Below are 26,655 nucleotides of genomic sequence, written 5' to 3'. Positions count from 1 at the left end.
TGTCCGACCGGTTCGACACCCTGCGCATCGACGGCCTCGACTACCGCCGCCGCGCGGTCGACGAGTCGGCCCGGGTGGTCACCGACGTCCCGGGTCGCTGCCCGCGGGCGAGGTGACGCTCGACGACTTCCGGACCGTCGTCGCGCACCTCGGCTCGGTGCACCCGTCGAAGTACGTCGCCATGGTGGAGGGGCTCGACGCCGTCGGACTGACCGACGTGCAGGCGTTCGCCGACCAGACCGACGCGCTCCGCTGGGTGGCGCTCGTCGACCGGCTCTACGACGCGCAGGTCAGGATCGTCGCGTCCGGCACCCCGCTCGACCAGGTCTACCCGGAGTCGATGCTGAGCGGCGGCTACCGGAAGAAGTACCTCCGCGCTGCCAGCCGGGTCGTCGCGCTGTCCCGTGCCTGATCGTCTGCACGCCCCTCGTTCAGGGGACTGACCGGGGTACGAAACACGACGTTTACACGGAGCGCCCTCGCGTTACACCCGCGAAACACTTCGTGCTCCCTCGTGAAACCTCACGTCGCCAGACTCGTCACACCCGAAGCGGTCCAAGAGCCGTTGGTGCAATCGAGAGGTGAACAGATGCTTGATCAGGGCAACACGACGTTCGTGTTGGTCATGGCGGCGCTGGTGTTGTTCATGACACCCGGCCTGGCCTTCTTCTACGGCGGTCTGGTGAAGGCCAAGTCCGTCATCAGCATGATGATGATGTCCTTCGGGGCGATCGCCCTGGTGAGCGTCCTCTGGGTGCTCTACGGCTACGCGATCGCCTTCGCCAACCACGGTGACGGCACGGCGGTCTCCGGCGTCGTCGGCTTCTTCAGCATCGACTGGAACCAGATCGGCCTCGGCCAGGCGTTCGAGGAGGCCAAGGCCTCCACGATCAACGCCGCGTACCCGTCGATGGCGTTCGTCGGCTTCCAGGCCACCTTCGCGATCATCACGGTCGCGCTCATCTCCGGCGCCATCGCCGACCGCGCCAAGTTCGGCGCCTGGATGGTCTTCGCGGGCGTCTGGGTCACCGTGGTGTACTTCCCGGTCGCCTCGTGGGTCTTCAACCTCACCTCGGGCTGGGCCGCGACCTGGGGCGTCATCGACTTCGCCGGTGGCACCGCGGTGCACATCAACGCCGGTGCAGCGGGTCTCGCCCTGGCGATCGTCCTCGGCAAGCGCGTCGGCTTCGCCAAGGGTGCGCACAAGCCGCACAACCCGCCCTTCGTCCTGCTCGGTGCCGCGATCCTGTGGTTCGGCTGGTTCGGGTTCAACGCCGGGTCCGAGGGCGCTGCTGACGGCATCGCCGCGATCGCCTGGGTGAACACGCTCGCCGCCCCCGCCGCCGCGATCCTCGGTTGGCTGCTCGTCGAGAAGCTCAAGGACGGCAAGGCCACCTCGATCGGTGCCGCCTCGGGTGCCGTCACCGGCCTCGTCGCGATCACGCCGGCATGTGCCAACCTGACCCCGGGCTGGGGCATCCTGCTCGGCTTCATCGCGGGCATCATCTGCTGCTTCGCGATCGACTGGAAGTACCGCCTCGGCTTCGACGACTCGCTCGACGTGGTCGGCGTGCACCTGGTCGGCGGCATCGTCGGCACGCTGTACCTCGGCTTCTTCGCCAACGACACCGGCCTGATCTACTCCGGTTCGTTCGCCCAGCTCGGCAAGCAGGCCGCTGCTGCCGGTGCCGTCGGCGCCTACCTCGTTCATCCTCGCGTTCATCATCGGCATGATCATCGAGAAGACGATGGGCTTCCGCGTCAAGACCGAGGACGAGGTCGCCGGCATCGACACCGCCGTCCACGGTGAAGAGGGCTACGTCCTGTACGAGGACCGCGACGAGACCCCGGTCTCGGTCCGCTAGGCACCAGCACCACCCGTCCGACGGGCCCCGCGCACACAGCAGCGCGGGGCCCGTCGTCGTGCCGGGGTGCGCGCGGTGCGCTGCGGCGCGGGCTGGGTTCGATCCCGAACGGCGAGCGACCGGTAGGGTTCCGGCGTGGACGACGTCACCCTCGCGCACCCGCTCGTCGACGCCGTCGGTCCCGGCTTCGTCGTCTCCGAGACCGACGCCGCGATCGTGTCGCTCTCCTCCTCCCGCATGGGCGTGGTGCTCGAGACCCGGGCTGCCGACCTCGCGTTCGTGCTGCTCACCCCGCCCACGAGCCGCCTCACCCCGGCGATGCTCGCGATGCTCCGGCGCACGAGCAGCGCGTGGGTCGTCCGCGAGGGTGATCGCTACCGCGCCGCCGGTTCTGCCGAGGTCGTCGACGACGTCGCGACCGCGATGCTCGCCCCGCAGGCCTCGCCGCGCACCAGCCGGCTCGGCGCCGACGAGGTCCCCTGGGTCGAGCTGATCGTGTCCGTCCACCACCCCGCCACGGAGCAGGCCGGCGTCGGCCGCACCGTCGAGCTCCTGCTCGAGGGACTCGCCGGCATCGCGCCCACCGCCTGGGGCACCGTCGAGCCGGCCACGCTCGCCTGGAGCGTCGGCGCCGTCACCGACTTCGCCCGCGGGCGCGCCCCGTCCGACCCGGCTCGTCGCCGTCGCCCCGGTCGACGGCGGCGTCGCGGCGGTGCAGCTCCGGATCGAACGGTCCGCCACCGGCGTCACGGAGGAGACACGGTTGGCACTGCCCCGGCCGGGAGGCACGGTGCCGGTCCCCGGGAACGACTCGCCTCCGGTGGACGGTCCGGTCGTCGACGTCCTGGCCGACCTCGCGCGTCGACAGCGCGTGCTGCTCGCAACGGCGTGGCGGTCGGGCGGGCACGCAGACGCGACCCTCGCCGCTCGGCAGCGCGGCATGCCCGTCCCCCTCGGAGCGGTCGTGGGTGCCGCCGCCGTGCGGGACCTCGGCGTCGACACCGGTTCGTTGCCGGTGGGTGCCGCGCCGGTCGGGACGCCGCGGGTGCCGTCGCTGCTGCTCGACTTCTCGCCGCCGACCGCAGGGCTGACCGGGGGCGCCGAGGTGGAGGCCCGCTGGCGGCGGCTCGCCGAGCTCGGCACCGCGCTCGGCCCCCGTGCCGTCGAACTGCTCGGGTTCGGGGCGGACCGATGAGCGCCGAGTGGACCATCCTCAGCGCCGAGCACGTGGACGCCGCAGCCGTGCTGACCGGGGCCGCTGCGGTCGACCCGATGATCGGCATCCGCCAGCTCTGGGCGGGCGATGCGTTGCAGCTCGTTTCGGACGACGGGGTGGTGCTCCTCACGCTCTTCCAGTCCCGCCGGCTCGACAGCGTCATCGACGCGGAGCGGCTGCTCACCAGACCGTTGTCGGTGGCGGGTGATCGGCTATGGTGGACCGAGATCCACGCGGCTGCGCAACCCCGTTCCGGGGGACGGCCGAGCGGATCGTGCGCAGCATCGCGGACGCCGCCGGGGGAACGGCGGAGTCCCGAGCCGTGCAGTGACCACGCGATCGCTCTGACCGAGCGGGACCACGACCAGGGGGAGCCATGGGGAACGGCTGGCAGATCGAGCCCGCGGGCGTGCAGACGACGCTCACCGACACCGAGACCGCGGCGACGAACCTCTCGACCGCTTTCGACGGTCTCGCCGACGCCCACGCGGCGCTCACGACCGCCGTCGGGGACGACCAGGCGGTCGCCGGCGCCGTGGCCGCGCTCATCGAGAGCCACACGGCCCTCCTGACGCGCGTGGGCAACCACATCACCGCCGGTCTGGCCGGCGCTGCCACCGCAACCCTCGCCTACTACCACGGTGACGAGGAGATGGCCGCGACGGCGCAGACCAACGCGATCCGTGCCTCCAGTACCGGCGATTTCTCGGCCTTCGACCTGGGTGGTGACCAGTGACGAGCCAGTGCCGCGCCGACGGCCTGATCGATCCGGATGCGATACCCGGCGCGAACATCGACGCGGCGAAGGTCGAGACCGCCGGCACGGCGTTCTCGACGTCGGCCACCGACGTCGAGACGCGCGGCGGCGAGGTGAAGACCGCGTGGGCGAAGCTCGGCAGCAGCTACACGACGCCGGACTCGGCAGACCTGCTCGCGGTCATGGACGGCGTCGAGACCGACACCGCGGCACTCGCCGCGACCCTGCAGAAGGCGTCGACGTTCATCGGCGACTACGCGACGGCGGTCGCGCCCATCGCGAAGCGGCTCGTCGAACTGAAGGCCGAGGCCGCGACGTTCGTCGAGAAGGCGCTGAAGGGCAAGACCGTCGGCCCGTGGGACCCGGAGCACCCGGCCAACCAGGGCATCGTCGGTCTCGTCCAGAACTTCGGCGAGGTGCTCGACGACGTGCACCTGCCGTGGGACCAGTACACGCCGTACGTCGACGAGAACAACGAGCTGCTCACCAAGGTCGCCGAGCAGGAGACGAAGCTCTCCGCCGCGTCCGCTGAGTGTGTCAACGCGATCAACGGGCTGCGTACCGACATGTGCCTGGCTCCGGTGCAGGCCGTCGACTACACGGCCGCGGTCAAGGCGAACGAGCCGATGCCGTGGGGGAGCACCGGGCGCGGCGACCAGTCGTGCCAGGAATCGTTCGACTCCGGGGTGTACGACGCCGCGAAGGGCACGGTCGAGGGACTCGGCGGCCTCGTCGGCTACAACTCGCAGACCGGCGAGTGGGGCGACGGCGACTGGGCGGCGCAGTCCTGGAAGGGCTTCGCGGAGTCGCTCGGGCTGATCGTCCTGATGGGCAGCCCGCCGCTCCTGATCGCCGCGGCGCTGCCGAAGGGCGTCCTGCCGGATGTCGTCGGTGACACCGCGCGGAACATCATGGACCAGCAGAAGACCCTCGTCGAGGGCTTCGTCGGGTCGCCGGAGGACTGGCGGGACGACCCCGCTCACGCTGCCGGTGGTGCCGCGTTCAACATCGGCACGCTGTTCATCCCCGGCGCGGGCGAGATCGGCGCGGGCGCGAAGGTGGCGGCGCTCGGGTCGCGGCTCGCGGTGCTCGGGGCGGACGGCAGCAAGCTCGCGGCGATCGGTTCGAAGGTCGCGGCCGCCGGCACCACGATCGTGCGCGTCGGAGATGCGCTGTCGAGCCTGCCGGGCAAGGCGTTGTCGGGAGTCTCGGACCTGCTGGCGCGGGGGCGTGGCGGGTTCGCGGATGCACTCCGCGGACTCGGGGACAGGATCCCGACCGTGAAGGTCAGCGTCGAGCACGCCATGGCGACGCCGGACGGGTTCGGCGTCGGGGTCGGGCGGCCGCACATCGAGGTCGGGCATCCGGAGCCGGGGTCGCACTGGTTGCACTCGGTGGCGGATCACGTTGAGCCGTCGGGGACACACAGGGGCGGACACGGTGATCAGGTGGTCGAACCAGCCGCACCGCCTGCTCGTGACCCCCACACGGCGATCGCTCCGGGGACCAGCCGGTCATACGGACGCGTGGAACTCCAGTCTGATCACGCGACCGCGACGTGGGAGCTGGTGAAGCGCAACAAGGCCGGAATGGCCGAGCAGCAGTACTTCACCGGGATTCACCAACCAGGTGACGGAACTGTGCCGGAACTCGTGATCCGGACCGATGACGGGAGAAAGGTAGCCCTGGACGGCTTCCGAGTGGAGGCCGGCGAACGCGTCTTCGTGGACACGAAGGGCGATCACTCGTTCTGGTACACGTTCAAGAAGTGGACGCCCGAGCAGTTGTTCGCGAAGGACGGCGCTGAGATCGACAAGGTGGTCTCGAACATCCGCCGGCAGCTTCAAGCAATTGAGGACGTCGGTGGCGGCCGACTAGAATACATCGTGACGGACAGACGCTTCGGCGAACTCCTCGATGACACGCTCGTCGACCAACGGCTCGACGTCGATGTGATCATTCGGTCGATGCCATGACGACGGACGGAAAGAATTGACCTCGATCTGGACCACGCAGCAGCCTTCGATCCGGGTCCAGTGGGGAACCCGGTCGTTCGACGCAACTGGGGTGATTGCGGCGTTGCGAGAGTCATTGAAGGTGTTGGCGCTCTGCGGACCGCCATTCGCTGGCCCTTGGACCCTCCTCGACCCCTCCTCCCAGGACGCGGACGGCTCGCGTGTCGACGAGCTCGCCGACTCCGCCGTCGAGCTCCTCATCGAACGAGGAGTTGCGCGTAATCATGATGGTCAGCCATTTCCGCAAGACGGTTACGGTGTGACGTTGGTGAGCATGCCGAGCGAGGGTGTCGGGGCCTCCTTGCGACTGCATGTCGGCGCGTCGGTGACTCGGCACATCGTGAACGAAGTTGCAGTGTCACTTCGGGCGCTCGAACCAGGAGCGTCAGTAGACCTCCGGGACTCCTTCGGAAAACATCAGGCCGAAGTCGTCCGGAGACTCGTCGAACTTTGGCATGCCGATCTCGCGCAGGTCTCCGTGCGCGACGCCAACCGGAGTCAGAAACGACGTGCAACCCTCATCGGTCTGACCAACTTCTTCCGCGGAGACCACAGTTCCGTTTTGTCCGCGATCGACCTGCCGACGGCAGCGAAGACGACGGTCGCGGACGGGGGCACATGGCTCATGATCGATGACGACTCCGACGACTTGGTGACAACAGTGGCGAGCATCGTGGCGACCGCCGATGTCATCGAGGATGCCGGCGGCCTCATCATCTCTTCTTGATCGCCGTCGTGGACTCGCATGACGGTGCGTAGCGGTGGCCAGACAATTCGGCAGATCGTGTTTCGAGGTGCAACGGCCGGCGAGCCGCGGGTGATGATCACCCCGGACCCGCGTGCCTGGAATGCGGCGACTCTCCGTCGCGCATCCTCGTCGCTGGGCGGTCTGCTCCCAGCAGCGTTCTAGCCGTCGTGGGGATGAACTACGACGATGCGCCTGCCCTCTGCGGGACGCACTCGAAGGCTTCTCGGAGGCTTTCGCGATCACAATCCGATCCGAAATCCGGAACATCCTCCATTCTGGTAGCAGCGATGGGGGCGTGTTCTCGCTGATCTCGGGGTTCAACGCAACCATCGATCCAGTCGAAGACTTCAGAGTCGGCGGTCGGGCCTTGTCGGCGCTTCCGGGGAAGGCGTTGTCCGGGGTCTCGGACCTGCTGGCGCGGGGGCGCGGCGTGTTCGCGGATGCGCTCCGGCGGCTCGGGGACAACATCCCAACCGTGAAGGTCAGCGTCGAGCACGCCAAGGCGACGCCGGACGGGTTCGGCGTCGGGGTCGGGCGGCCGCACATCGAGGTGGGGCGTCCGGATCCGGGGTCGCACTGGTTGCACTCGGTGGCGGACCGGGTCGACGGTGGGTCCCACCGCGCCGAGTCGTCCGCGGGGCTGATTCCCACACCGGAACGATCGAAAGGCCGAATTCGATCAAGTGATCGGACGGCGGTTCAGCGAAGGTGTCTTCACGGACGAGAAGCAGATGTGGATGCAGTTGTTGTGGGACTAGAACAGTCCGGGGGGCTTCGTGGTCCGTACCGCTCACCCGACGAAGCTCGGAGGCTGACGTGACAGGCATGACCGAGATCGGGTACGAGAACTATTCAGCTACAATCCCACTCCTCGGGGGCTTCCTCGAGAACCTCTACCAGCGTTGGTGGGACGACTACTCGTCCGTTGCCGCCTACATCGACTTCTACATCGCCGGATTCAGCGGGGAGGAGCTTGCGGAGACGCGGAAGGAGTTCGTCTCGTTACGTGTGGATGGCGCAGAGGACGGCGAGGTGGAGTCGTTCCTTCGCCGTATGAACGCGAACTACCGCATCGGTTCGGGGTCAGGTCGAGCGTTGTTGCGGGAAGTGGGGCAGCGAGTCGACGAGCTCGCCAACGGCGCGATTCCGAAGGCCTTCGACTGAACCTGCTCGGGCTTCTTCATCAAGACCGCATTCCCAACGCCTCCGGAGGTGTGATACATGCCTGAGATCGAAGATCTGGGTACGGTGGAACTTCGTCGAACATTTCCCGCGCTTCCATCTCTTCTCCCTGCAATCTTCTACCCCGCCTGGGAGATGGACTACCGTGATGCGTCTGAAGCATTCGATGATGCCCGCGTCGAGAGCCACGTCTCGCATGAGGCGGCAACAAGGGCCGGAGGCCTCGCCGATTGAGTTCTGCAGCTGAAGTCATCGACCAACAGGATGCGCTCGCGATGCTCACGTTCGACCGGCTGGGATCAGGGTGGCAACGTTCGACGAGTGTCTTCGTCAGTCTCGGCGTGACCGCGCGGATCGAGCGGGCCGTCGACACTGGCGTTGCAGTCATCCACACCCCTCCCGCTGACCTCGCGGAATTCGAGGCGTGGAGTCGACTGCGCGAAGTCATGGCCGAACCAGAACAGGGTGCCTGGTTCACAGGGCTCCTGCGCCTCGATTCACGTGGTGCTCAGCAGTTCGAGTTCTCCTGGGACGACGAGCCCCGATGGCCACTGTTGATCGACATCGATGGACAGCTCGTGGACTCATTGCCGGTGGAGAATTCGGAATTGCGAGAAGACATGGTGATGCATCCGCGGCCTGCGTCTACGACACCACCATGGCTCGTCGAACGTCTCGGCGCATCTCCGCTGCACTTCTCCGACAGGTGGGACGCCCGACTCGAGCCGCTCGGGAGCAGCTCGAACTGGTCGATCGTCCGGGAAATGGTCCGTGACACGATCCAGCTGCTCGGCGATGATCGAGATGCCATACTGGAACGTGATGTGATCACGGAAGCGGTTTACAGTGAACTGCTCGCATCGACACGGGTGAGTCAGATGATGCGCCTACTCCGAGATGCAGCGGCAGCTGGTGTGGTCGACGACCCGGCGCAGCAGAATTCGGACGAGGGTAACCCGTCGCGAGACGCGATCAGCAACGACCAAGCGTTCCATTGCAACGTCGTCGTGCTGCTGTCGCTCATCGACCAGCTCGCGGACCAGGAGATCGCCAACGTCGTGAGCTCTTGAGAGGAGCTCCGGGGACCACTCCGATTGTCGCTCCTGCGGCACGCCGTTCCCGGAGGACACGTTCTGGGGGGCCTTCAACCTGTGGCTCGAGGGTCCCGAACCGAGGCTCTCCTGCGGGAACTGCGGGAAGACTGCCCTGATGGGCGAGCACGACGCGGTCGGGAGCATCGTCGTCAGTCCGCTCGGGATCGTCATGTCGGGTGACGGTTGGGATCTCGTCCGGGAGCTCCTGGGCGCGCTCCGAACGGACTTCGGCGGTCGCTGGACGTGGGTGAGCTACCACCCGCAGCGGCTGCCCGCGTCCGCGCGCGGCAGGATGAAGGCGTGAACTCGACGACGAGCATCCTCAGCAACCTCCGCCCCGTCGGCGGTACCGCCCTCCAGGCCGACCACCCCCGCACCGTGTACCGGGCGAACACCGAACCGGTGGGGCCGGACGCCTACCCGCCCGGTCTCGCCGAAGTGATCGACCTCCGCCGGGTCGACGAGACCGCCGCCGTGCCGCATCCGCTCGCGGCGTCGCCTGGCTACCGAGGTGTCCCGATGTTCGATCCGTCGTCGGGGCTCGAGTCGGCCGCCGAGGCGATCGCCCTCGAGGACCAGTACATCGACTGGCTCGACCGGCACCGCACCGGGATCGCCGAAGCACTCCGCGCCGTTGCTGCCACCGACGGTGACGTGTTGGTGTGCTGTTCGGCCGGGAAGGACCGCACCGGGATCGTCAGCGCGCTGCTCGCACGGCACTGGGGCGCGGACATCGACTCGATCGGTAAGGACTACGCGATGAGTGCGGAGCGGCTCGTCGACCGCTTCGCGCGGGAACGCGCAGCGAGCGCCGACCCCGAGGCCACCGCGATCGCGCAACGGTGCGTGCCGGAGATCATGACCACGGTCATCGATCACGTCGAGCGTCGCTGGGGCTCGGTCGACGCGTACCTGCGGGCGATCGGCCTGCAGGACGACGAGATCGCGCGCCTCTGATCGCGACGCTGGTCACGCTCTGGACGTGACCACGCACTGGAGGCGCGGTGCGGGTCCGACCCGCACCGCGCCTCCAGGCAGATGGTCGCGTCAGCGACCCGCTGGTTCCGTCGGGGACGTCACCAGGCGTAGTCCTCCGGCGAGGTCTTGTGCCCCGGGAAGATCTCGTCGAGCCGGTCCAGCGCACGCTGGTCGAGGCGTATGTCGACGGCGCGGACCGCGGACTCCCACTGCTCCATCGTGCGCGGGCCGGTGATCGGCGCCGTGACGCCGGGCTGGTGCAGCAGCCACGCGAGGGCGAGCTCGCCGGGGGTGTGGCCGAGCTCCTTCGCGAAGGACTCGTAGGCCTGGAGCTGGTCACGGTGCGAGTCGACGTACTCGGCACTGCGACCCGAGAGGCGACGCGAGCCGTTCTCGGTCTTCTCGATCACGCCGCCGAGGAGCCCGCCCTGCAACGGGGACCACGGGATCACGCCGAGGCCGTAGTGGCGGGCGGCGGGGAGGACCTCGCGTTCGACGTCGCGGACGACGAGGTTGTAGATCGACTGCTCGCTGACGAGGCCGAGGAAGTTGCGGTGCTTCGCGGCTTCCTGCGCCTGGGCGATGTGCCAGCCGGCGAAGTTCGACGAGCCGACGTAGAGCACCTTGCCCTGCGCGACCGCGAGTTCCATGGCCTGCCAGATCTCGTCCCACGGGGTGTCCCGGTCGACGTGGTGCATCTGGTACAGGTCGATGTGGTCGGTCTGCAGGCGGCGCAGCGAGGCGTCGAGCGACTGGCGGATGTTGTACGCCGAGAGCTTCCCGCCGTTCGGCCAGTCGATCATCTCGCCGTAGACCTTGGTGGCGAGGACCGTCTTCTCGCGACGTCCGCCGCGCGCTTGGCGAACCAGCGGCCGATGATCTCCTCGGTGGCGCCCTTGCCCACCGAGCCGCCGTAGCCGTTGGCGGTGTCGAAGAAGTTCACGCCGAGCTCGTGCGCCCGGTCCATGATCGCGTGCGAGTCGTCCTCGCTGGTCTCCGGGCCGAAGTTCATGGTGCCGAGCACTGCGCGCGAGACCGACAGCCCTGTCCGTCCGAGATGTGTGTAGTCCATCACCTCGGTCTACTCGTGACGCGCTGGGGGAGCCAGGGCCTGGGAGTACCGGTCGGGGTTCGGGGAGTAGGCAGGATGGGTCAAGCGAGAGGAGCCACCCATGCCAGCCAAGGACGAGATCCCCAGCACCCTGCAGCGGTCGCCGGAGCACGCGCAGGAGATCTTCGAGAAGGCGCTCGACTCGGCGAACGAGTCCTACGGTCCGGGCGAGCGCGCGCACCGAACGGCGTTCGCCGCCGTGAAGCACGAGTACGAGAAGGTCGGCGACCACTGGGAGGAGGAGGAGTCCTCCGGGCCGTCCGACTCCGGCGCTGCCGGCTCCCGGGGTTCGGGTTCGGGTTCGGGTTCTTCGGGTTTTTCGGGTTCTGCGGGTTCTGCGGAGGAAGACCGAGGGTGGCGTCGACGCGAACGCCTCGAAGGCGCACCTGAGGGACATCGCGAAACGGCTCGACATCAGCGGCCGGTCGACGATGAACAAGGACGAACTGGTCGACGCGATCAAGAAGGCGAACGACCGGTCCACCGCGGCTGCCCGAAGTGACGTATGCCGCGCCGCGCATGACCGGGTCACGAGGCGGAGTAGCGTGCCGAGGATGAACACCCCAGCACTCCGTGGCAGCCGGATCCTCGGGTTCGGGCACCACCAGCCCGCCAAGGTCCTCACCAACGACGAGCTGTCGACCATGGTCGACACGAACGACGAGTGGATCCGCACCCGTACCGGCATCGAGACCCGGCACATCGCCGGACCCGACGACACCGTGACGTCGATGGCGATCGAGGCGGGCCGCAACGCCCTCGCCGACGCGGGGGTCGACCCGTCCGAGGTCGGCCTCGTCATCGTCGCGTCGACCACCCACCAGGACCGAGCGCCGTACACCGCCGGTCGGGTCGCGGCGGCGCTCGGCCTCTCCGCCCAGGCAGCGCCGATCGACATCAACACCGCGTGCTCCGGTTTCGAGTACGCCCTGGGACTCGCCGACCAGTCCGTCCGGATGGGGTCCGCCGACACGGCCCTCGTGATCGGGTCGGAGGTCCTGTCGAGCATCGCCGACTGGACCGACCGCTCGACCTGCGTCCTCGTCGGGGACGGCGCGGGCGCAGCGGTCGTCGGCGTCTCGGACACGCCGGAGATCGGACCGGTGTCGTGGGGGAGCGTGCCGCACCTGCTCGATGCCGTGCGGGTCGAGGGCGATCCCGGCCACTTCAACCAGGAGGGTCGCTCGATCTACCGCTGGGCCATCACCGAGGCGGAGGGTCACGCGCGTGCCGTCGTGGAGGCCGCCGGGCTCACGCTCGACGACATCGAGGTGTTCGCGTTCCACCAGGCGAACCTGCGGATCATCGAGCCGCTCGTCACGGCGCTCGGCGGCGAGTCGAAGTTCGTCGTGCGGGACGTGGTCGAGTCGGGGAACACCTCGGCTGCGAGCGTCCCCCTCGGGTTGTCCAAGGCGTGGTCGCGGGGCTCGCTGCCCGAGGGGCGTGCCGGCGCTGCTGTTCGGGTTCGGCGGGGGGTTCGCCCACGCCGGGCAGGTGGTGACGACGCCGGTGCGTCGCTGACGCGGTGGTCGCGAGTCGCTGACGGACTGGAGGCGCGGTGCCAGCTCGGCACCGCGCCTCCAGTCCGTCACAGGGTGGCGGGCCGTCAGTTGTGCTCGCCTGAGCGGTCCGGGGTGTCGGCCCAGAGGTCCTCGCGACCCTTGCGGCGCGTGAGCGCACGGCGCTCCTTGGGCGCCTTCTCCGGCTTGACGGCCTTCGGCTGCTTCGGGTCCTTCGAGTTCTTCGCGTCCTTCGGTTCGAGCACGATCGGGAATTCTGCCTGCGGCATCCCGGAAGCCCGTGCGCGAGGCCTGGATCACCTTGCGTCCGAGCGCGTGGTTGCCGAGACCGCCCACGGCGGCACCGATGCCGAACGGCAGCGCCCGGCCGACGATCGTCGTGCCCTGACGCGCTGCGAACCGCTTGATGAACTGGTCGCGGACCTGCCCGCCGATCCCGTTGACGACCTGCTTCGGCAACGAGGAGGTCACCATCTCGCCCCAGAACGCCGTCCGCACCTGACCGCCCGCGATCTGACCGGCGAGCTGGTTGATGAGCTGCGTGCCCGGGGTGCCGAGGATCATCGCCATGACGAGCAGGCAGCGCGCGCTCCGGGTCGTCGAGCGCGATGCCGTGCACCTCGGTCACCGACTGTGCGAAGAGCGCCGTGGTCTCGAGGAAGCCCAGGGTCTCGACGCCGCTCAGGCCGAGTGCCGCGGCCATGCCGACGCCCAGGATCACCGCACTCGCACCGACTGCTGCCCCGCCACCCGTGACGGCGGTCAGGTACTGGCGTTCGAGGATCTGGATGATCTCCGCCGGTGTGGCGTCGGGGTGCCGTCGACGGAGGCTCCGGACGTGCGCGACCACGACCGGACGCTGCACGCTGAGCACGCGGTCGAGCATCTTCACCCAGCCGGTGGGTTGCTCCGGCACGGGAACCCGTGCGCTGGGATCGTCGGATCGGGACGTGACGTCGGAGACCGGCAACGGCACGATCGCCTGGTCCTTCTGCTCTCGGGCCATGGCCACGACGGTACGCCGCGCGGATGGGAGCGTCGTCCGGATGGCGTCCCCCGGCGGGTCGGATTCACCGACACGGCACACCCGCGCGCACGAGCGCCGTCCGCACGCGATCAGGGTCCATCAGGTCCGCCCAGCTGAGGCGGACGACGTAGCGGACCTCGGGGAAGGAGCGGATGAAGTCCTCGCGCCGCTTCTCCTGCCAGTGGGCGTCGGCGGTCGATCGCCCGGGGTCGTCCGAGTACTTCGATCTGCCGTCGACCTCGACGACGACGCCCTGTGCGGGAACCAGAAGTCGACCACGGCGGTCCGCTCGCCGTGCCGAGGGCGAAGACGTGCTGCTGCTCGGGCTCGGGAGCGCCGACCTGCCGCAAGCGGACGCGGCACACCGACTCCGCCGGCGACTCCGACGGCGCGGACCCCATCGCGATCGCCAGTGCCGCCTTCGCATGCCCCTTCTCGAGTCGCTCGGTCTCGCGCTGGAGCTCGCTGGGCTGCGACGCGACCGTTCGCAGTGCGTGGTCGAGCACCGGGAGTGCTCCGAGCAGCGGGCGGGTCGCCGCGATGTCGACGACGGTCCGAGCAGCGGTCGTGGAACGGAGGCCGTGACGGTCCAGTGTCCCTGTTGGCGGTCGGTTCCGGGCGCCGTGACGGACGAACCAGGCGGTCACCCTGGTGTGGGTCGTCGTCGGGTCGGAGACGTGCACCTTCGCGGGCCACTGACCGATGTACGGCAGGCCGAGGACGGCGCATGCCGATTCGTGGGACAGGACGTCCTGTTGTCCGGAGCCGGCTGCTCGAGGCCCGGACGAGGACGACGTGCCGTTCGTTCGGGTACAGGCCGTCCAGCGAACCTGGCTCGACGAGCACACCCGGTCGGATCCGTTCCAGTTCGCCGCGCTTGGCCGCTCGCTCGACTGCGCGTCGCTCGGCGCTCGGGAGTCCGGTCGTCCCTGATGAGTCGGATGTCGTCTGCTCTGGTCACGTGCTCAGCGTCGCGGAGCGCTTCGCGCGGGTGCCGCACGTTCGGCGATCCGTGGACAAGCGGGGCCGTTAGCGCCGGTGTGGAGGAGCGGTGTCGCTTGATGCGTGTGCACCTTGCGACGAAGCACGCGTCGATCGACTCGTGGAAAGTCGATTCATGCGCGTGAAACGGGTGCGTGTGCATGTTGCGACGAGGCACGCGTCGATCGACTCGTGGGACGTCGAAGTATGCGTGTGCAACTTTCGACGGGGGCCAGACGCGACGCCGCGCCCGGGCCGCCGGCCGCGCCGCCGCGCGCCGCGCCGCGCCGCGCCCCGGCGCGCCGGGGCGCGGCGCGCCGCGCTCAGCGCCGGGCGAGCTCCGCGCGCAGCGGCAGGTCCTGGTCCTCCAGGATGAGCTGGGCGCCGGCGGCGGTGCGGGCGTTGACGACGATCGGCGCGAGCAGGTTCACCGTCGTGCCGGACGCGCCCGGGTTGGCGACGACGAGGAGCATCGCGTCCGCCGGGTCGGTCAGGGCGAGCGCGCTGGCCTGCTCGTCGGTGAGCTCGGGGGCGTACGACGGCAGGTGCACGGCGGCGTCGAGCACGAAGAGCCGCTCGTCCTCGCCCACGAGGGTGAACAGGCCCTCGGCGCCGGCGACGGGGTCAGCGTGAAGACGGGTGCGGGGGAGAGGCCGAACGGCGGGACGGCGAAGGTCAGGTCGATGCTCATCGAGGTAGTCCATCAGGGTCGGCTGCAGGACCTTCGCGGTGACCCGCGAGGGCTGCCTGGTAGTTGGTCTGCTGCACCTGCAGGTCGAGGACGGCCTTCGCGAGGTCCTTGTCCTCGATGCCGGCGCGACGGTTCTCGAGCGAGACGGTCGCGGTCTTCAGCGAGTCCTGGGCGGCGAGGGCGGCAGCGTGCCGGACGCCGACGCCGGCCTGGGCGCCGCGCACGGTGGTGAAGCGCCGCGTCGACTTCGCCGATCTTGGCGTTCACGTTCACACCGTTCTGCAGGTCGGTGACGATCGAGTCGATCATGCTGAACACCGACGACGACCCCGAGCCGAAGACGTCCGTGCCGGGGGTGTCGACCCGCACGGTGGTGTCGTCGCCGATGCGCCGGGTGACGTCGGTGCCCGAGGGACCCAGCCGGTCGCCGGGTCGTACGGGGTGCCCGAGGTGGAGGACCCGGCGAAGACCGAGCGGGTGCCGTAGGTGGTGTTCGCGCGGGACTCCAGGTCCGTCTTCAGCGACCGGAACTGCGTGATGAAGGCGTCGCGGTCGGTGTCGCTCATGGTGGCGCTGTTCGCCGCCTGCACGGTGAGGTCGCGCACGCTGTTGAGCACCGAGTACACGCTCGACAGGGTGCTGTCGGTCGTGGCGAGCCAGCCGACGGCGTCGTTCGCGTTGCGCGTGTACTGCGCCGCGGCGGCCTGCTCCTTGCGCACCTGCATCGACGACACGGTGCCGACCGGGTCGTCCGAGGGACGCTGGATGGTCTGCAGGGTGGTGGCCTGCTCGGTGAGCTGGGCGAGCTTCGCCGCCCCGGCCTGCAGCCGTGCGGACGCGGCCGCCATCGACATCTGGGTGGTCACACGGGTGATCACGGTCAGCCCCTCCCGACGAGTCCGACGCGGTTGATGATGGTGTCGAGCATTTCGTCGACGGCGGTCAGGACGCGCGCCGCGCCCTGGTACGCGTGCTGGTAGCTCAGCAGGTTCACGTTCTCCTCGTCGAGGTCGACACCGGCGCCGGACTGCTGCTGGGACCGCGCGTTGGTCAGCGCGAGTCCGGTCAGCGTCGATTCCGACGCGGCCGACCGGGAGGCAGTGCCCACCCCCGCCACGAACGTCGCCCAGGTGCGGTCCGCGCCGTCGGACGCCGCGCCGAGTCGCGAGAGTGCGTCACTGAACGAGTCGTCCAGCTGCCCCGACGCGTTCCGCGTCGCCCAGGCCGCTGCCGTCCGTCGGCACGACCGTGAGCCCCTGCGCCGCGGGGACGCCGGCCGTCACCGCGAAGAACGCGGTGCCGGTGGTGCCGGCGGGCGTCGTGCCGGTGGCGTGCACGGCGTTGACCGCCGTCGCGAGCTTCGTCGCCACCTGGTCGTACGAGGCCGACGCCTCGGCGAGGGCGCCACCGGTGCCGTTCGCGGTCGCGGGTGCGAGGAGGAGAGGTTGCCGCCGATCGTGCCGCCGGACATCGACACCGCGCCGGCGGTGCCCGAGGTCCACGTCAGCGTGACGGGAGCGCCGTCGGCCAGGCGTTCGCCGCCGCCGAGCACGACCGAACGCGCGTCGGAGCCCTGCACGATGGCGTTGCCGCCGATGAGGACGTCCACGGTGCCGTCGCCGTTCGCGCGGACCGTGCCACCGGCGAGGGTCGCGATCTGCTCCGTGAGCTGGTCGCGCTGGTCGAGGAGCTCGTTCGCGTTGCCGCCCGAGGCGAGCGTCGTGCGGATCCGGCCGTTCAGGTCGGCGACCTGGGTGGCGGCCGCGTTGAGCTGCTGCACCTGGCCCTGCACGGTGCCGTGCACGGAGGACCACTGGGCGTCGACGGCCTTCGAGCCGGTCGCGAGCACGCTGGCGACGGTCTTCGCAGCTCCGATCACGGCGCCGGCGGCACCGGGGTCGTCGGGGTGGGTCGAGAGTTCGCTCCACGAGGACCAGAAGGCGTCGAGCTTCGCCGACAGCCCGTCCTTGCCGGGTTCGTTCAGGCCGTCCTCGAGCGCCGAGGCGCGGTCGCGCGGGCGTCGGCGTACGCCGAGGACCCGGCGGCGACGCGGACGCCGGCATCGAGGGTGAGGGAGCCGAGGCGGGCGATGCCGTCGACCGAGACGCCCTGCCCGGCGAGGGCTGCGGTGCCGCGCATGAAGCCGGTCTGCGCCGCCGGGATCGACGACTGCGTGACCCGCTGCCGCGTGTACCCGGCGGTGCCGGCGTTGGCGATGTTCTGGCCGGTGACGTCGATGCCGGCGCGTGCGGCGGCGAGTCCGGAGTAGGCGGTGGCGAGGGAGCCGAAGGTGCTGACCACGGTTACAGGGTCCCCTCGAAGAGCCGGGCGCCGTCCGAGCCGGAGCCCGAGGTGCCGGTGGCGTCGTAGGTCGCAGCGCCGGTGACCGACCCCGCGAGGGTCTCCTCGGTCGCCTGCGCGGCGGTCCGGAGGAAGCGGTCGTTCTCGTCGCGGAGCACCCCGATCTGCGTGGTGAGCTCGATCATCGCGGTGAGGTGTGCGGCGAGGATCTCGCCCCAGGGGCCGTTCGGCGCGGCGGCGACGACCTCGCGCAGGGGAGCGTCGGCGGGGACGCCCCACTCCTCGGCGACCTCGGCACTCGACGCGGCGCGCTCGAGGCCGGTGCTGCGGAGGCGCTCGAGGACCTGCTCGACCTCGCGGCTGGCGTGGGACACCCAGCGGGAGCGGCCGGCGGCGAGCAGCAGCTGCTCCTCCTCGAGCTTGAAGGTGAGCAGCTCGAGCAGTTCGCGTTCGCGCCAGAGCACGGCGGACAGTTCGTTCACGCTCATCAGCTCCTCCCGTGGGGGTGTGTGTCGGTCATCCTGCGGACAGCGAGACCTATCGGCGTGCGCTAGCCGGGCGTAAGGTGCGGGATCACGCAAGACGGCGTGCGGGGGCCGGGCCGCGCCTCCAGGCAATGACCCAAGACGGGGGACAAGAACGACCGTTCCCGACGCGGGGTCCCCCAAAATGACGACCGGGAAACCACCCCCACACCCCCGCACTGGGGACGGATGTGCACGCGTACAGGGCTTTGCCAGCCGATACATTCGAAGCGCACCCCGGGGACACCCCGGGGCCGCGTCTCAGGGGCGCGGAGCGCACCACCCGGAGGGACCCGGGTGGTTCTTCGGCGTACACACCGGCCATCCGAGGCCGGCGTCAGCCGTGCCCACGGACGGGGCAGTCATGCCGGGATGACCAGGGGAACAACATGGACCGCACCGAACGCAACGCGATGATCGTGGAGCACCTGCCGCTCGTGGGCTACATCGTCGCCGACGTCCGTGCACGTGCCACGCACCTCGACCGCGACGACCTCGCTGCCGTCGGATCGCTCGCGCTCGTCGCAGCGGCCGACGCCTTCGACCCCGACCTCGGCGTGCCCTTCGGCGCCTACGCCCGCACCCGCATCACCGGCGCGATCGCCGACGACATGCGCTCCGCCGACTGGGCCTCCCGCGGGACCCGGAAGCGGATCCGCGAGACCCTCGCCACGCAGGAGGCACTGTCCGCCCGGCTCGGCCGCAGCGTCCGCGTCGAGGAGATCGCCGACGCGATGGGTGTGGACCGGCAGACCGCCGCCGACGCGATGACCGACGCCGCGCGGACGGTCAGCCCCCTCGACGAGACCGTGCACGACACGCTCGCGGCCGACCTGCCACTCCCCGGCGAGGACCTGCTCGAGGCCGAGAAGCGCCGCTACCTGCGCGCCGCCGTGCACGCGCTGCCCGAGCGGATGCGCTTCATCGTCGAGAACGTCTACTTCGGTGACCGGACCGTGACCGAGGTGGCCGCCGAACTCGGCATCACCCACTCGGCCGTGTCGCAGCAGCGCTCCGAGGCGATGCGCCTGCTCCGAGACGGCCTCGCGGCGCACTACGGCGACGAGGGCGTGGCCGTCGAGCCCGCCTCGCGCACCACCGCCGCGCGCCGGAGCGCCTACCTGGCGCGGGTCGCCGCGAACGCCGCGGCCGGCGTCGCGCGCGCCGTGCACGACGTCGCCACCCCCGCGGTCGCGGCGAGCTGAGACCTCGACGAAGAGTTTTTCGTCGAACCCCTAACGACTCCGGCCAACCGGTCGAGAGTCATCCATGTCAGCCCACGGACGGGCCGACGCAAGACCCAGATTTCACGGAGGAAACCACCATGGGTATGTCCATCAACACCAACCTCTCGGCACTCAACACGTACCGGAACCTCAACGCGACGCAGAACGACCTGTCGAAGTCCCTCGAGAAGCTCTCGTCGGGTCTCCGCATCAACCGTGCTGCCGACGACGCTGCCGGTCTGTCGATCTCCGAGGGGCTGAAGTCCCAGGTCGGTGGCCTCACGGTCGCCGCCCGCAACGCGCAGGACGGCATCTCCGTCGTGCAGACCGCTGAAGGTGGCCTCACCGAGGCCCACTCGATCCTCCAGCGCATGCGCGACCTGGCCGTCCAGGCCGGTAACGACTCGAACAACGCGGACTCGCGGACGGCGATCTCGACCGAGGTCACGGAGCTCCAGAAGGAGCTCTCCCGCATCTCGGACTCGACGCAGTTCAACGGGATCGACCTGCTGAAGGGTGCCGGCAACAACAACGGCGCCTCGCTCACCTTCCAGGTGGGTGCCAACGCAGGCCCGGCGAGCCAGATCACGGTCGACCTGACCGGTGCCGACGTGGCAGCGGTCGCGACCGCTCTCACCGTTGGTGACGGCACGGGCGGCACGATCGCGTTCGACACGGCTGCGAACGCGCAGACCGCGATCACCGCGATCGACAAGCAGATCAAGGCCGTCTCGACCGCTCGTTCGAACATCGGTGCCATCCAGAACCGCTTCGACCACGCCATCAACGTGACGAACGTGGCCAAGGAGAACCTCACCGCTGCCGGTTCGCGCATCACCGACGTCGACATGGCGCAGGAGATGGTCAAGTACACGCGCGACAACATCCTCAGCCAGGCCGGCACCTCGATGCTCGCGCAGGCGAACCAGAGCACGCAGGGTGTGCTCTCGCTCCTCCGCTAGCACCGGATGACGCCGCCGTCCGGGATCGTTCAGGTTTCCCGGGCGGCGGGTCGCCCACACCCACCACCACCTCCGACGGCAGGGAGCCCTCGATGTCGTCCGTGTCATCGGCCAGCAGCCTCGCGATCGACGGCCTCGTCAGCGGCCTCAAGACCACCGACCTCATCAACTCGCTGATGAGCGTCGAGGGTGTCCCGCAGACGCTCCTCAAGAACAAGCTCACCAGCACCAACTCGTTCATCTCGTCACTGCAGACGATCAACAGCCTGGTGCAGACGCTCGCCACGAAGGCGAAGGACGCCGCCAAGGCCACGTCGCTCGACGTCTTCGCCGCCACGAGCTCCTCGACGGCCGTCACCGCCACGACCGGCGCGAACGCGACCGCCGGCTCCGTCACCTTCTCGGTCGGCGCGACCGCGTCGGCCCAGGTGGGCGTCACCGCCGCGATGTCCACGTGGTCCGCCGCCGCTGAGCCGCTCACGCTCGTCGGAGCCGACGGCACGAAGACCACCGTCACACCGGCGTCCGGGTCACTCGACGACACCGTTTCCGCGATCAACAAGTCGGGGGCGGGCGTCACCGCGACGAAGGTCGCCGCGGGCGCCGACGCCGACGGCACGAGCTCTACCGCCTGCAGCTCACGTCGGCGAAGACCGGGTCGGCCGGTGCGTTCCAGGTGTACCGGGGGACCACCGACCAGGTGGCCGCCGGCACTGCCACGAACGTCCTGACCGAGGTCGGCGCGGCCGTCGTCGCACAGGCGAAGGACGCCAGCGTCACGCTCTGGGCCGGCACCGCCGCCGAGCAGGTCGTCACGAGCGCGACGAACACCTTCACCGACCTCGTCCCCGGACTCACCGTCACGGTGACGAAGCCGACGACCGAGGCCGTCACGGTCGGCGTCACACAGGACACCACCAAGGCGCAGGCCGTCGCGTCCGGGCTCGTCGACGCCATGAACGCCGTCACCGCGTACTACGGCTCGAACACCGCGGTCACGAGCACCACGAGCCCGACCACCGGGACGACGAGCACCACCGCCGGCGTGCTGTCGGGTGACGGCACGACCCGCGACGTCGTGCAGCGCCTGACGAGCACGATGTCCGCCCCCGTGGGTGGGAGAGTCCCCGTCGTCGATCGGCATCTCGATCACGAAGGACGGCGACTTCACCTTCGACGCCGACGCCTTCCAGAAGGCCCTCGCCACCGACCCCGAGGGCACGCAGGCGATGCTCTCCGGCATCGCGGGCAACGTCGGCGCCGCGGCCACCGCCGCCTCGGACAAGTACGACGGCTCGATCACCACGAGCATCACCGGGCAGCAGGCCGTCGCGAAGGACCTCAACACCCAGATCGACAGCTGGACCGACCGGCTCACCGCCCGACGCGCGTCCTGCAGACGCTGTACGCGTCGCTCGAGACCAGCCTCAGCAAACTCCAGTCCCAGTCGAGCTGGCTCGCCAGCCAGCTCGCGTCGACCTCGAGCTGACCGGAACCACCGTGAACACCTTCGACCTCCAGGCCGCCGCCTTCCGGCAGGCCGCCCAGCCACGCACCGTCACCGACCAGCGCCGCGCCCAGTACACGAACGAGGCCGTGCTCTCGGCGACGCCCGCGCAGCTCGTCACTGATGCTCTACGACCGGCTCCTGCTCGACCTGCACCGCGCCGAGGCCGCACAGACCTCGGCCGACTGGGAAGCCGCGCGCGAACAGCTCCTGCACGCGCAGGCGATCGTCGGCGAGCTGTCCTCCCACGCTGCGCATCGACGTGTGGGACGGCGGCGAGGGGCTGCTGGCCATCTACAACTACGCCTCGACCTCGCTCATCACCGCGAACGTCCACCGCGACGTGCAGGCCACCCGCGACTGCATCCGGATCCTCGAACCGCTGCGGCAGTCGTGGCACGAGGCTGCGGCGTCGCTGCCGGCGGTCACCACGGCCGAGCGTCCGGCGGGCGGTGCGCTCGGTGTCGCCTGAGACCTCCGCGTCGAACGACCCGGACCGGACCGGCTGGGAGGCCGTACTCGACCAGCTGGAGCGCGACGCCGCACCGACGGCCGGTCCCGTGACCGGTTCGGGGTGGTCGGAGCCGACCGGGCTGGGACCGATCCCGCGCGAACTGGTGGGGCATGCCTCCCGGCTGCTCGCCGCGCAGCGGGACCGCATCACGTCGCTCGAGGTGGGACGGCGTTCGGCGGGGAGCACCTCGGGGCGCTCCGGGCGGTGGACGCGACGCGCGGAGCCGCGCGGGTCCGTGTACCTCGACGCGTCGGCCTGACGCGCGGGCGCTGCCGCGGGTGCCGGTCGCAACATGCACACGCATGAGGCGACACAGCACCTCGTGATCGACGGGTGTTTCGTCGCTCGATGCGCACGCACGTGATGCGTGTGCATGTTCCGACGATCCACTTGGTGATCGACGCGTGGGATGTCGGAACATGCGCACGCGACCACGCCGTGCGCCCCGCACGCGCCCCGCGCGCCCCACCCGCCCCGCGGGCGACACCGCCCCCCGTTCGGGGCGACGCCTAACGCGCCCCACGGCCCGGCCGACAGCGCACCACGAGCACGGATCGCTCACCAGTTCGGCCACGGATCGGCCACCGCCAATCGGCGACATCGACAGGGGATGTCGCAGATCGAGGGGACAGTCCACCGTGTTCGATTCCGTGACGTCGGCAGCGCTGCAGAGCGCGCTCGACGGACTCTCCATGCGCCAGCGCGTGATCGCGAACAACGTCGCGAACATCAACACGCCGAACTACCACGCCGAGAAGGTCCAGTTCGAGGACGCCCTCGCGAAGTCGATCGTCGACGGCAGCGGCAGCACCGCGCCGACCGTCGCGCGGAGCCTCGAGCCGACGAACACGAACGGGAACAACGTCAACCTCGACGAGGAGACGCTCTCGAACGTCGACACCGTGCTCCGCTACCAGTTCGCGACGCAGGCGATGAACTCCGAGCTGACGAGCGTCCGTGCGGCGATGCGGACCAACTCGTGACGACCTTCGACGCGATCGGCATCGCGAGCACCGGCATGACCGTGCACCGCAAGTGGCTCGACGCGGTGTCGGACAACATCGCCAACGCGAACACAGTGAAGTCGATGGACGACACCGCCTTCCAGGCGCGCTACGTCGAGGTGCAGGAGGGTGCCGGCGTCTCCGGCGCCTACGTCAAGGGCGCCGCGTTCGGCAGCGCCGCCGGCCGCGTCACCTACGACCCGGACAACCCGCTCGCGAACGAGGAGGGCTACGTCCGCATGCCGGACATCGACCTCGGCACGCAGATGGCGGACCTCATCATGGCCCAGCGCGGCTACCAGGCGAACGCCGCCGTGGTCGACCGTGCCAAGACCGCCTACGAGGCGGCACTCCAGATCGGGAAGAACTGATGCCCATCGACGCCGTCAACGGTGTGACCACCAACGCGATGACGAACGCGCTGACCTCGGTCTCCGGCACGTCCAGCGACGTCGGGACCAGCGCGACGAGCGCCACCGGCACGAGCGGCGCCGGCTTCGCCGCGTCCCTCGGCAACGCCGTCGACGGGTTGCAGCAGCTGCAGAAGCGACTCGAAGACGCTCGCGCTCAAGGCCGTCACCGGCAACCTCGACGACATCCACGACGCGACGATCGCCTCGACGCGTGCCCAGGTCACCCTCGAGCTCGTCGCCGCCGTCCGCAACAAGGGCGTCGACGCCTTCAACGAGATCATGAGGATGCAGGCCTGATGCCCGTCGCCGTCAAGGACCTCTTCGGTCGCCTCGCCGCCTACGTCAAGGGCTTCAGCGCCGCCCAGCGGACCATCGCGATCCTCGTCATCGCCGCGCTCGTGCTCGGCGGTTTCGCCCTCGCGAGCTGGCTCGGCAAGGCGTCCTACGCGCCGCTGTTCACCGGCCTGGCCGCCACCGACGCGGCGAGCGTCACGGACCAGCTGCCAGACCGACGGGGTGCCCTTCCAGCTCACCGACGGCGGCGCGACGATCCTGGTGCCGCAGGGCTCCGTGTACTCGGAGCGCCTCAAGGCCGCGTCGAACGGCCTGCCGTCGTCGAACGAGGGCGGCTACTCGCTCCTCGACAAGATGGGCGTGACGAGCTCCGAGTTCCAGCAGGACGTCACGTACAAGCGTGCGATGGAGGGCGAACTCGCCAAGACCATCGGTGCGATGGACGGCGTGCAGACCGCCACCGTGCAGCTCGCGATCCCGGAGAAGACCGTGTTCGTGGCCGAGGAGAAGGACCCGACCGCGTCGGTGTTCATCGCCACGAAGAACGGCGCGGAGCTCAGCACCGACCAGGTCCAGGCGATCGTGCACCTGACGAGCGCCGCGGTCGAGGGGATGCAGCCCACCGACGTCTCCGTCGTCGACTCGAAGGGGCAGACCCTCTCCGCCGTCGGCACCGGGGCGACCGGCAGCGGCGCGGACCAGGCCGCCGACTACGACGCCTCGACGAGCAAGAAGGTGCAGGACCTGCTCGACACCACGCTCGGCGTCGGCAACGCGAGCGTCGTGGTCTCCGCGACGATGAACCAGAACTCCGGCACCCGCACGTCCGAGTCCTACACGACGCCGACGACCGGTCCGGTGGCGCTCAACGAGTCGTCGTCGACGGAGCAGTACGGCTCCGGGTCCGGCGCCGGCAAGGGAGCCACCGGGGTCCTCGGCCCGGACAACATCGCGGTGCCGAACGGCACGGCGAGCACCGGCACCGGCGACGACGGCTACACGAACGAGTCCGCGACGAAGAACAACGCCGTCGATCACACCACCGAGACCACCCAGCTGCCCTCGGGCGGGCTCGACCGGCAGACGATCTCGGTCGCGCTCAACTCCAAGGCCGACGCGGTGCAGAACGCGAACCTGCAGAGCATCAACGACCTCGTGGCCGCGGCCGCCGGCGTCGACACCGCCCGGGGCGACCAGGTCCGCGTCGCGATGATGGACTTCGACACCAGCGCCGCCGACCGTGCGACGAAGGCGCTCGAGGCCCAGCAGAAGGCCGACGAGCAGGCGTCCCTGTGGTCGGCGATCCGCACCGCGGGCATCGTGCTCGGCAGCCTGCTCGCGCTCATCGCGATCATGGTGTTCCTGGTCCGCCGCAGCCGGAAGCAGGAGCGCGAAGCCGTCGACCTCGGCGAGCTCGACGCGTTCGGCGGCGAGACCTTCCAGCTGCCCCTGGCAGTCGACGGGGCCGACGACCGTGCCTCCCTCGGCGCCGGCGACGCCCCCACCGTGGCGCTGCCGAGCATCCCGCACGACGACGCCCCGACCGAGGTGCTCACCACCGAGGAGATCTCGGCCGAGCGCCGCCGCCAGGACATCTCCGCCCTGGCCGAGCGTGACCCGAAGCGCACCGCCGAGCTCCTCCGCGGCCTGCTCGACGACCGGGCGAGCGTGGTGAGCGCCCTGACCCCGGCCTCCGCCGCCGGCAACGCCGACCGTCCGCTCAGCGGCGCCCAGAAGGTCGCGCTCATCCTCATGCAGATGGAGACCGAGCGCGCCGCCGAGGTGATGAAGCAGTTCACCGAGATCGAGGCCGAGGAGATCTCCGCCGAGATCGTCCGGATGCGCCGCGTCGAGGACACCGTCGTCGACCGCACCCTCACCGAGTTCCACCGGATGACCCTGAGCGGCCGGCTGCAGAAGCGCGGCGGCAAGGAGACCGCGCTCGGGCTGCTCGAGGCCTCGTTCGGTGCCGAGCGGGCCGCGGGCGTGATGGACCGTCTCGCCTCGAACCTCGCCGGGCAGTCGTTCGACTTCCTCGACGACGCCGAGCCCGGACAGGTCATCAGCCTGCTCGAGGGCGAGCTGCCGCAGACCGTCGCGCTCGTGCTCGCACACCTCAAGCCGGCCCAGGCCAGCGCCGTCCTCGCCGGCGTCGACGAGCGCGACCGCACCGACGTCGCCCAGGCGTTCGCGACCATGGGCAGCGCGACCCCGGAGGCCGTCGGGATCGTCGCCGGCGTGCTCCGACAGCGCGCCGGGGCCGTCGTGTCCCCGCGCGAGAGCGTCGAGGTCGTCGGCGGGATCGCACCCCTGGTCGAGATCATCAACCGCTCCGACGTCGCCACCGAGAAGGCCGTGCTCGACGGCCTCGAGGCGCGCGACCCGGAACTCGCCGAGGACATCCGGTCCCGGATGCTCACCTTCGAGGACATCGTCAAGCTCGGAGTCCCGCGACATCCAGCAGGTCCTGCGCGGCATCGACTCGAAGCTCCTCGCGACCGCCATGAAGGGCGCCGCCGCTCCCGTCGTCGAGACGATCCGCGCGAACGTCTCCGAGCGCAACCGCGAGCTCCTCGACGACGAGCTGCAGGCGATGGGCCCGGTCCGCGTCTCGCAGGTCGAGGAGGCGCGCGCCGAGGTCGTCCGGTCCGTCCGCGAGCTCGAGGCGCAGGGCGTCATCACGGTCCACCGCGCCGAGGAGGACGAGCTCGTTGACTGACACCAC

Annotated in this window: 26 protein-coding genes and 9 pseudogenes; 26 read left to right on the top strand and 9 right to left on the bottom strand. The window is 69.9% G+C overall.

The annotated features are described in order from the left end of the window. Positions 1-112 precede the first annotated feature (112 nt). The 11 genes and pseudogenes from zapE to ACZ8AI_RS12505 all read left to right on the top strand — a co-directional run bounded on the left by zapE (position 113) and on the right by ACZ8AI_RS12505 (position 9,834). Positions 113-412, top strand: a complete 300-nt coding sequence (gene zapE, locus ACZ8AI_RS12555; protein WP_464858480.1) for an AFG1/ZapE family ATPase — start codon at positions 113-115, stop codon at positions 410-412. Between the two features lie 177 nt (positions 413-589). After that, positions 590-1,865, top strand: a pseudogene (locus ACZ8AI_RS12550) (ammonium transporter). Positions 1,866-2,000: 135 nt separating this feature from the next. After that, positions 2,001-3,060, top strand: a pseudogene (locus ACZ8AI_RS12545) (DUF6177 family protein). A gap of 397 nt (positions 3,061-3,457) precedes the next feature. Continuing rightward, positions 3,458-3,817, top strand: a complete 360-nt coding sequence (locus tag ACZ8AI_RS12540; protein WP_301603603.1) for a DUF6507 family protein — start codon at positions 3,458-3,460, stop codon at positions 3,815-3,817. Then, entirely contained in the window at positions 3,814-5,814 is a 2,001-nt protein-coding gene (locus tag ACZ8AI_RS12535) for a hypothetical protein (protein ID WP_464858479.1), read from the top strand. The genes ACZ8AI_RS12540 and ACZ8AI_RS12535 overlap by 4 nt, the downstream gene beginning before the upstream one ends. A 16-nt stretch (positions 5,815-5,830) precedes the next feature. Then, a complete protein-coding gene (locus ACZ8AI_RS12530; protein ID WP_464858478.1) occupies positions 5,831-6,580 on the top strand; it encodes a hypothetical protein in 750 nt (249 codons plus the stop codon). Positions 6,581-6,896: 316 nt separating this feature from the next. Continuing rightward, positions 6,897-7,421 (top strand): hypothetical protein, encoded by a 525-nt coding sequence (locus ACZ8AI_RS12525; protein ID WP_464858476.1) that lies wholly within the window; start codon positions 6,897-6,899, stop codon positions 7,419-7,421. Positions 7,422-7,426: 5 nt separating this feature from the next. Then, positions 7,427-7,765: a hypothetical protein gene (locus tag ACZ8AI_RS12520; protein ID WP_464858475.1), complete on the top strand. Its 339-nt coding sequence runs from the start codon at positions 7,427-7,429 to the stop codon at positions 7,763-7,765. Between the two features lie 57 nt (positions 7,766-7,822). After that, the gene (locus tag ACZ8AI_RS12515; RefSeq protein ID WP_464858474.1) at positions 7,823-8,017 is read left to right on the top strand and encodes a hypothetical protein; all 195 of its coding nucleotides are present in this window, start codon (positions 7,823-7,825) and stop codon (positions 8,015-8,017) included. Positions 8,018-8,058: 41 nt separating this feature from the next. Continuing rightward, complete coding sequence (locus ACZ8AI_RS12510) at positions 8,059-8,853, top strand: hypothetical protein (RefSeq protein ID WP_464858473.1); 795 nt, start codon at positions 8,059-8,061, stop codon at positions 8,851-8,853. A 324-nt stretch (positions 8,854-9,177) separates the two neighbouring features. Further along, the gene (locus tag ACZ8AI_RS12505; RefSeq protein WP_464858472.1) at positions 9,178-9,834 is read left to right on the top strand and encodes a tyrosine-protein phosphatase; all 657 of its coding nucleotides are present in this window, start codon (positions 9,178-9,180) and stop codon (positions 9,832-9,834) included. 119 nt (positions 9,835-9,953) lie between these two features. Here ACZ8AI_RS12505 and ACZ8AI_RS12500 read toward each other — a convergent pair. After that, a pseudogene (locus ACZ8AI_RS12500) lies at positions 9,954-10,927 on the bottom strand (aldo/keto reductase). A 100-nt stretch (positions 10,928-11,027) separates the two neighbouring features. Here ACZ8AI_RS12500 and ACZ8AI_RS12495 point away from each other — a divergent pair. Both ACZ8AI_RS12495 and ACZ8AI_RS12490 read left to right on the top strand, forming a co-directional pair. After that, positions 11,028-11,463: pseudogene (locus ACZ8AI_RS12495) on the top strand (ChaB family protein); the annotation flags it as partial. 57 nt (positions 11,464-11,520) lie between these two features. Next, positions 11,521-13,242 (top strand): beta-ketoacyl-ACP synthase III, encoded by a 1,722-nt coding sequence (locus ACZ8AI_RS12490; RefSeq protein ID WP_464858533.1) that lies wholly within the window; start codon positions 11,521-11,523, stop codon positions 13,240-13,242. Positions 13,243-13,602: 360 nt separating this feature from the next. Here the strand turns inward: ACZ8AI_RS12490 and ACZ8AI_RS12485 are convergent, their stop codons facing one another. The 8 genes from ACZ8AI_RS12485 to ACZ8AI_RS12450 form a co-directional block, all read right to left on the bottom strand. Next, complete coding sequence (locus ACZ8AI_RS12485) at positions 13,603-14,160, bottom strand: hypothetical protein (RefSeq protein ID WP_464858471.1); 558 nt, start codon at positions 14,158-14,160, stop codon at positions 13,603-13,605. A gap of 657 nt (positions 14,161-14,817) precedes the next feature. Then, positions 14,818-15,198: a flagellar assembly protein FliW gene (locus tag ACZ8AI_RS12480; protein WP_464858470.1), complete on the bottom strand. Its 381-nt coding sequence runs from the start codon at positions 15,196-15,198 to the stop codon at positions 14,818-14,820. Then, on the bottom strand, positions 15,182-15,409 hold the full coding sequence (locus tag ACZ8AI_RS12475; RefSeq protein WP_464858469.1) for a hypothetical protein: 228 nt from the start codon (positions 15,407-15,409) through the stop codon (positions 15,182-15,184). The genes ACZ8AI_RS12480 and ACZ8AI_RS12475 overlap by 17 nt, the downstream gene beginning before the upstream one ends. Positions 15,410-15,490: 81 nt before the next feature. Continuing rightward, positions 15,491-16,051 carry a flagellin N-terminal helical domain-containing protein gene (locus tag ACZ8AI_RS12470; RefSeq protein ID WP_464858468.1) on the bottom strand — a complete coding sequence of 187 codons (561 nt, stop codon included), beginning with the start codon at positions 16,049-16,051 and terminating at the stop codon, positions 15,491-15,493. 14 nt (positions 16,052-16,065) lie between these two features. Next, positions 16,066-16,293 (bottom strand): flagellar basal body rod C-terminal domain-containing protein, encoded by a 228-nt coding sequence (locus ACZ8AI_RS12465; protein WP_464858467.1) that lies wholly within the window; start codon positions 16,291-16,293, stop codon positions 16,066-16,068. A 171-nt stretch (positions 16,294-16,464) separates the two neighbouring features. Further along, entirely contained in the window at positions 16,465-17,145 is a 681-nt protein-coding gene (locus ACZ8AI_RS12460) for a FlgK family flagellar hook-associated protein (RefSeq protein WP_464858532.1), read from the bottom strand. A 20-nt stretch (positions 17,146-17,165) separates the two neighbouring features. Next, positions 17,166-17,486: a flagellar basal body protein gene (locus ACZ8AI_RS12455; protein ID WP_464858466.1), complete on the bottom strand. Its 321-nt coding sequence runs from the start codon at positions 17,484-17,486 to the stop codon at positions 17,166-17,168. A gap of 2 nt (positions 17,487-17,488) precedes the next feature. Beyond that, positions 17,489-17,974 carry a flagellar protein FlgN gene (locus ACZ8AI_RS12450; RefSeq protein WP_464858465.1) on the bottom strand — a complete coding sequence of 162 codons (486 nt, stop codon included), beginning with the start codon at positions 17,972-17,974 and terminating at the stop codon, positions 17,489-17,491. A gap of 425 nt (positions 17,975-18,399) precedes the next feature. Between ACZ8AI_RS12450 and ACZ8AI_RS12445 the strand changes: the two genes are divergently transcribed. The 13 genes and pseudogenes from ACZ8AI_RS12445 (at position 18,400) to fliG (ending at position 26,649) form a co-directional block, all read left to right on the top strand. Further along, positions 18,400-19,215 carry a sigma-70 family RNA polymerase sigma factor gene (locus ACZ8AI_RS12445; RefSeq protein ID WP_464858464.1) on the top strand — a complete coding sequence of 272 codons (816 nt, stop codon included), beginning with the start codon at positions 18,400-18,402 and terminating at the stop codon, positions 19,213-19,215. 119 nt (positions 19,216-19,334) lie between these two features. Then, positions 19,335-20,198: a flagellin N-terminal helical domain-containing protein gene (locus ACZ8AI_RS12440; protein WP_464858463.1), complete on the top strand. Its 864-nt coding sequence runs from the start codon at positions 19,335-19,337 to the stop codon at positions 20,196-20,198. A 101-nt stretch (positions 20,199-20,299) separates the two neighbouring features. Beyond that, positions 20,300-20,929 carry a flagellar cap protein FliD N-terminal domain-containing protein gene (locus ACZ8AI_RS12435; protein WP_464858462.1) on the top strand — a complete coding sequence of 210 codons (630 nt, stop codon included), beginning with the start codon at positions 20,300-20,302 and terminating at the stop codon, positions 20,927-20,929. After that, positions 20,875-21,252 (top strand): annotated as a pseudogene (fliD, locus tag ACZ8AI_RS12430) (flagellar filament capping protein FliD); the annotation flags it as partial. The gene ACZ8AI_RS12435 and the pseudogene fliD (ACZ8AI_RS12430), both read left to right, overlap by 55 nt. A gap of 61 nt (positions 21,253-21,313) precedes the next feature. Further along, a complete protein-coding gene (gene fliD, locus ACZ8AI_RS12425) occupies positions 21,314-21,829 on the top strand; it encodes a flagellar filament capping protein FliD (RefSeq protein ID WP_464858530.1) in 516 nt (171 codons plus the stop codon). Then, a pseudogene (locus ACZ8AI_RS12420) lies at positions 21,829-21,891 on the top strand (flagellar export chaperone FliS); the annotation flags it as partial. The gene fliD (ACZ8AI_RS12425) and the pseudogene ACZ8AI_RS12420, both read left to right, overlap by 1 nt. A 76-nt stretch (positions 21,892-21,967) precedes the next feature. Continuing rightward, positions 21,968-22,177, top strand: coding sequence for a flagellar export chaperone FliS (locus tag ACZ8AI_RS12415; RefSeq protein WP_464858461.1), 210 nt, complete (start codon positions 21,968-21,970; stop codon positions 22,175-22,177). Beyond that, a complete protein-coding gene (locus ACZ8AI_RS12410) occupies positions 22,167-22,478 on the top strand; it encodes a hypothetical protein (RefSeq protein WP_464858460.1) in 312 nt (103 codons plus the stop codon). The genes ACZ8AI_RS12415 and ACZ8AI_RS12410 overlap by 11 nt, the downstream gene beginning before the upstream one ends. A gap of 379 nt (positions 22,479-22,857) precedes the next feature. Then, positions 22,858-23,202, top strand: a complete 345-nt coding sequence (locus ACZ8AI_RS12405; RefSeq protein WP_071291417.1) for a flagellar basal body rod protein FlgB — start codon at positions 22,858-22,860, stop codon at positions 23,200-23,202. Continuing rightward, positions 23,199-23,594 carry a flagellar basal body rod protein FlgC gene (locus ACZ8AI_RS12400; RefSeq protein WP_254785958.1) on the top strand — a complete coding sequence of 132 codons (396 nt, stop codon included), beginning with the start codon at positions 23,199-23,201 and terminating at the stop codon, positions 23,592-23,594. Before ACZ8AI_RS12405 ends, ACZ8AI_RS12400 begins: the two co-directional genes overlap by 4 nt. Beyond that, a pseudogene (fliE, locus tag ACZ8AI_RS12395) lies at positions 23,594-23,933 on the top strand (flagellar hook-basal body complex protein FliE). The gene ACZ8AI_RS12400 and the pseudogene fliE overlap by 1 nt, the downstream one beginning before the upstream one ends. Positions 23,934-24,152: 219 nt before the next feature. Beyond that, positions 24,153-25,265: pseudogene (gene fliF / locus ACZ8AI_RS12390) on the top strand (flagellar basal-body MS-ring/collar protein FliF); the annotation flags it as partial. Between the two features lie 417 nt (positions 25,266-25,682). Further along, positions 25,683-26,649, top strand: a pseudogene (fliG, locus tag ACZ8AI_RS12385) (flagellar motor switch protein FliG). The last annotated feature ends 6 nt before the right edge of the window (positions 26,650-26,655 follow it).

Source organism: Curtobacterium sp. AC273 (assembly GCF_979253735.1).
The sequence above is the reverse complement of the archived record's forward strand: the minus strand, read 5'-3'. Positions and strand labels throughout refer to the sequence as shown.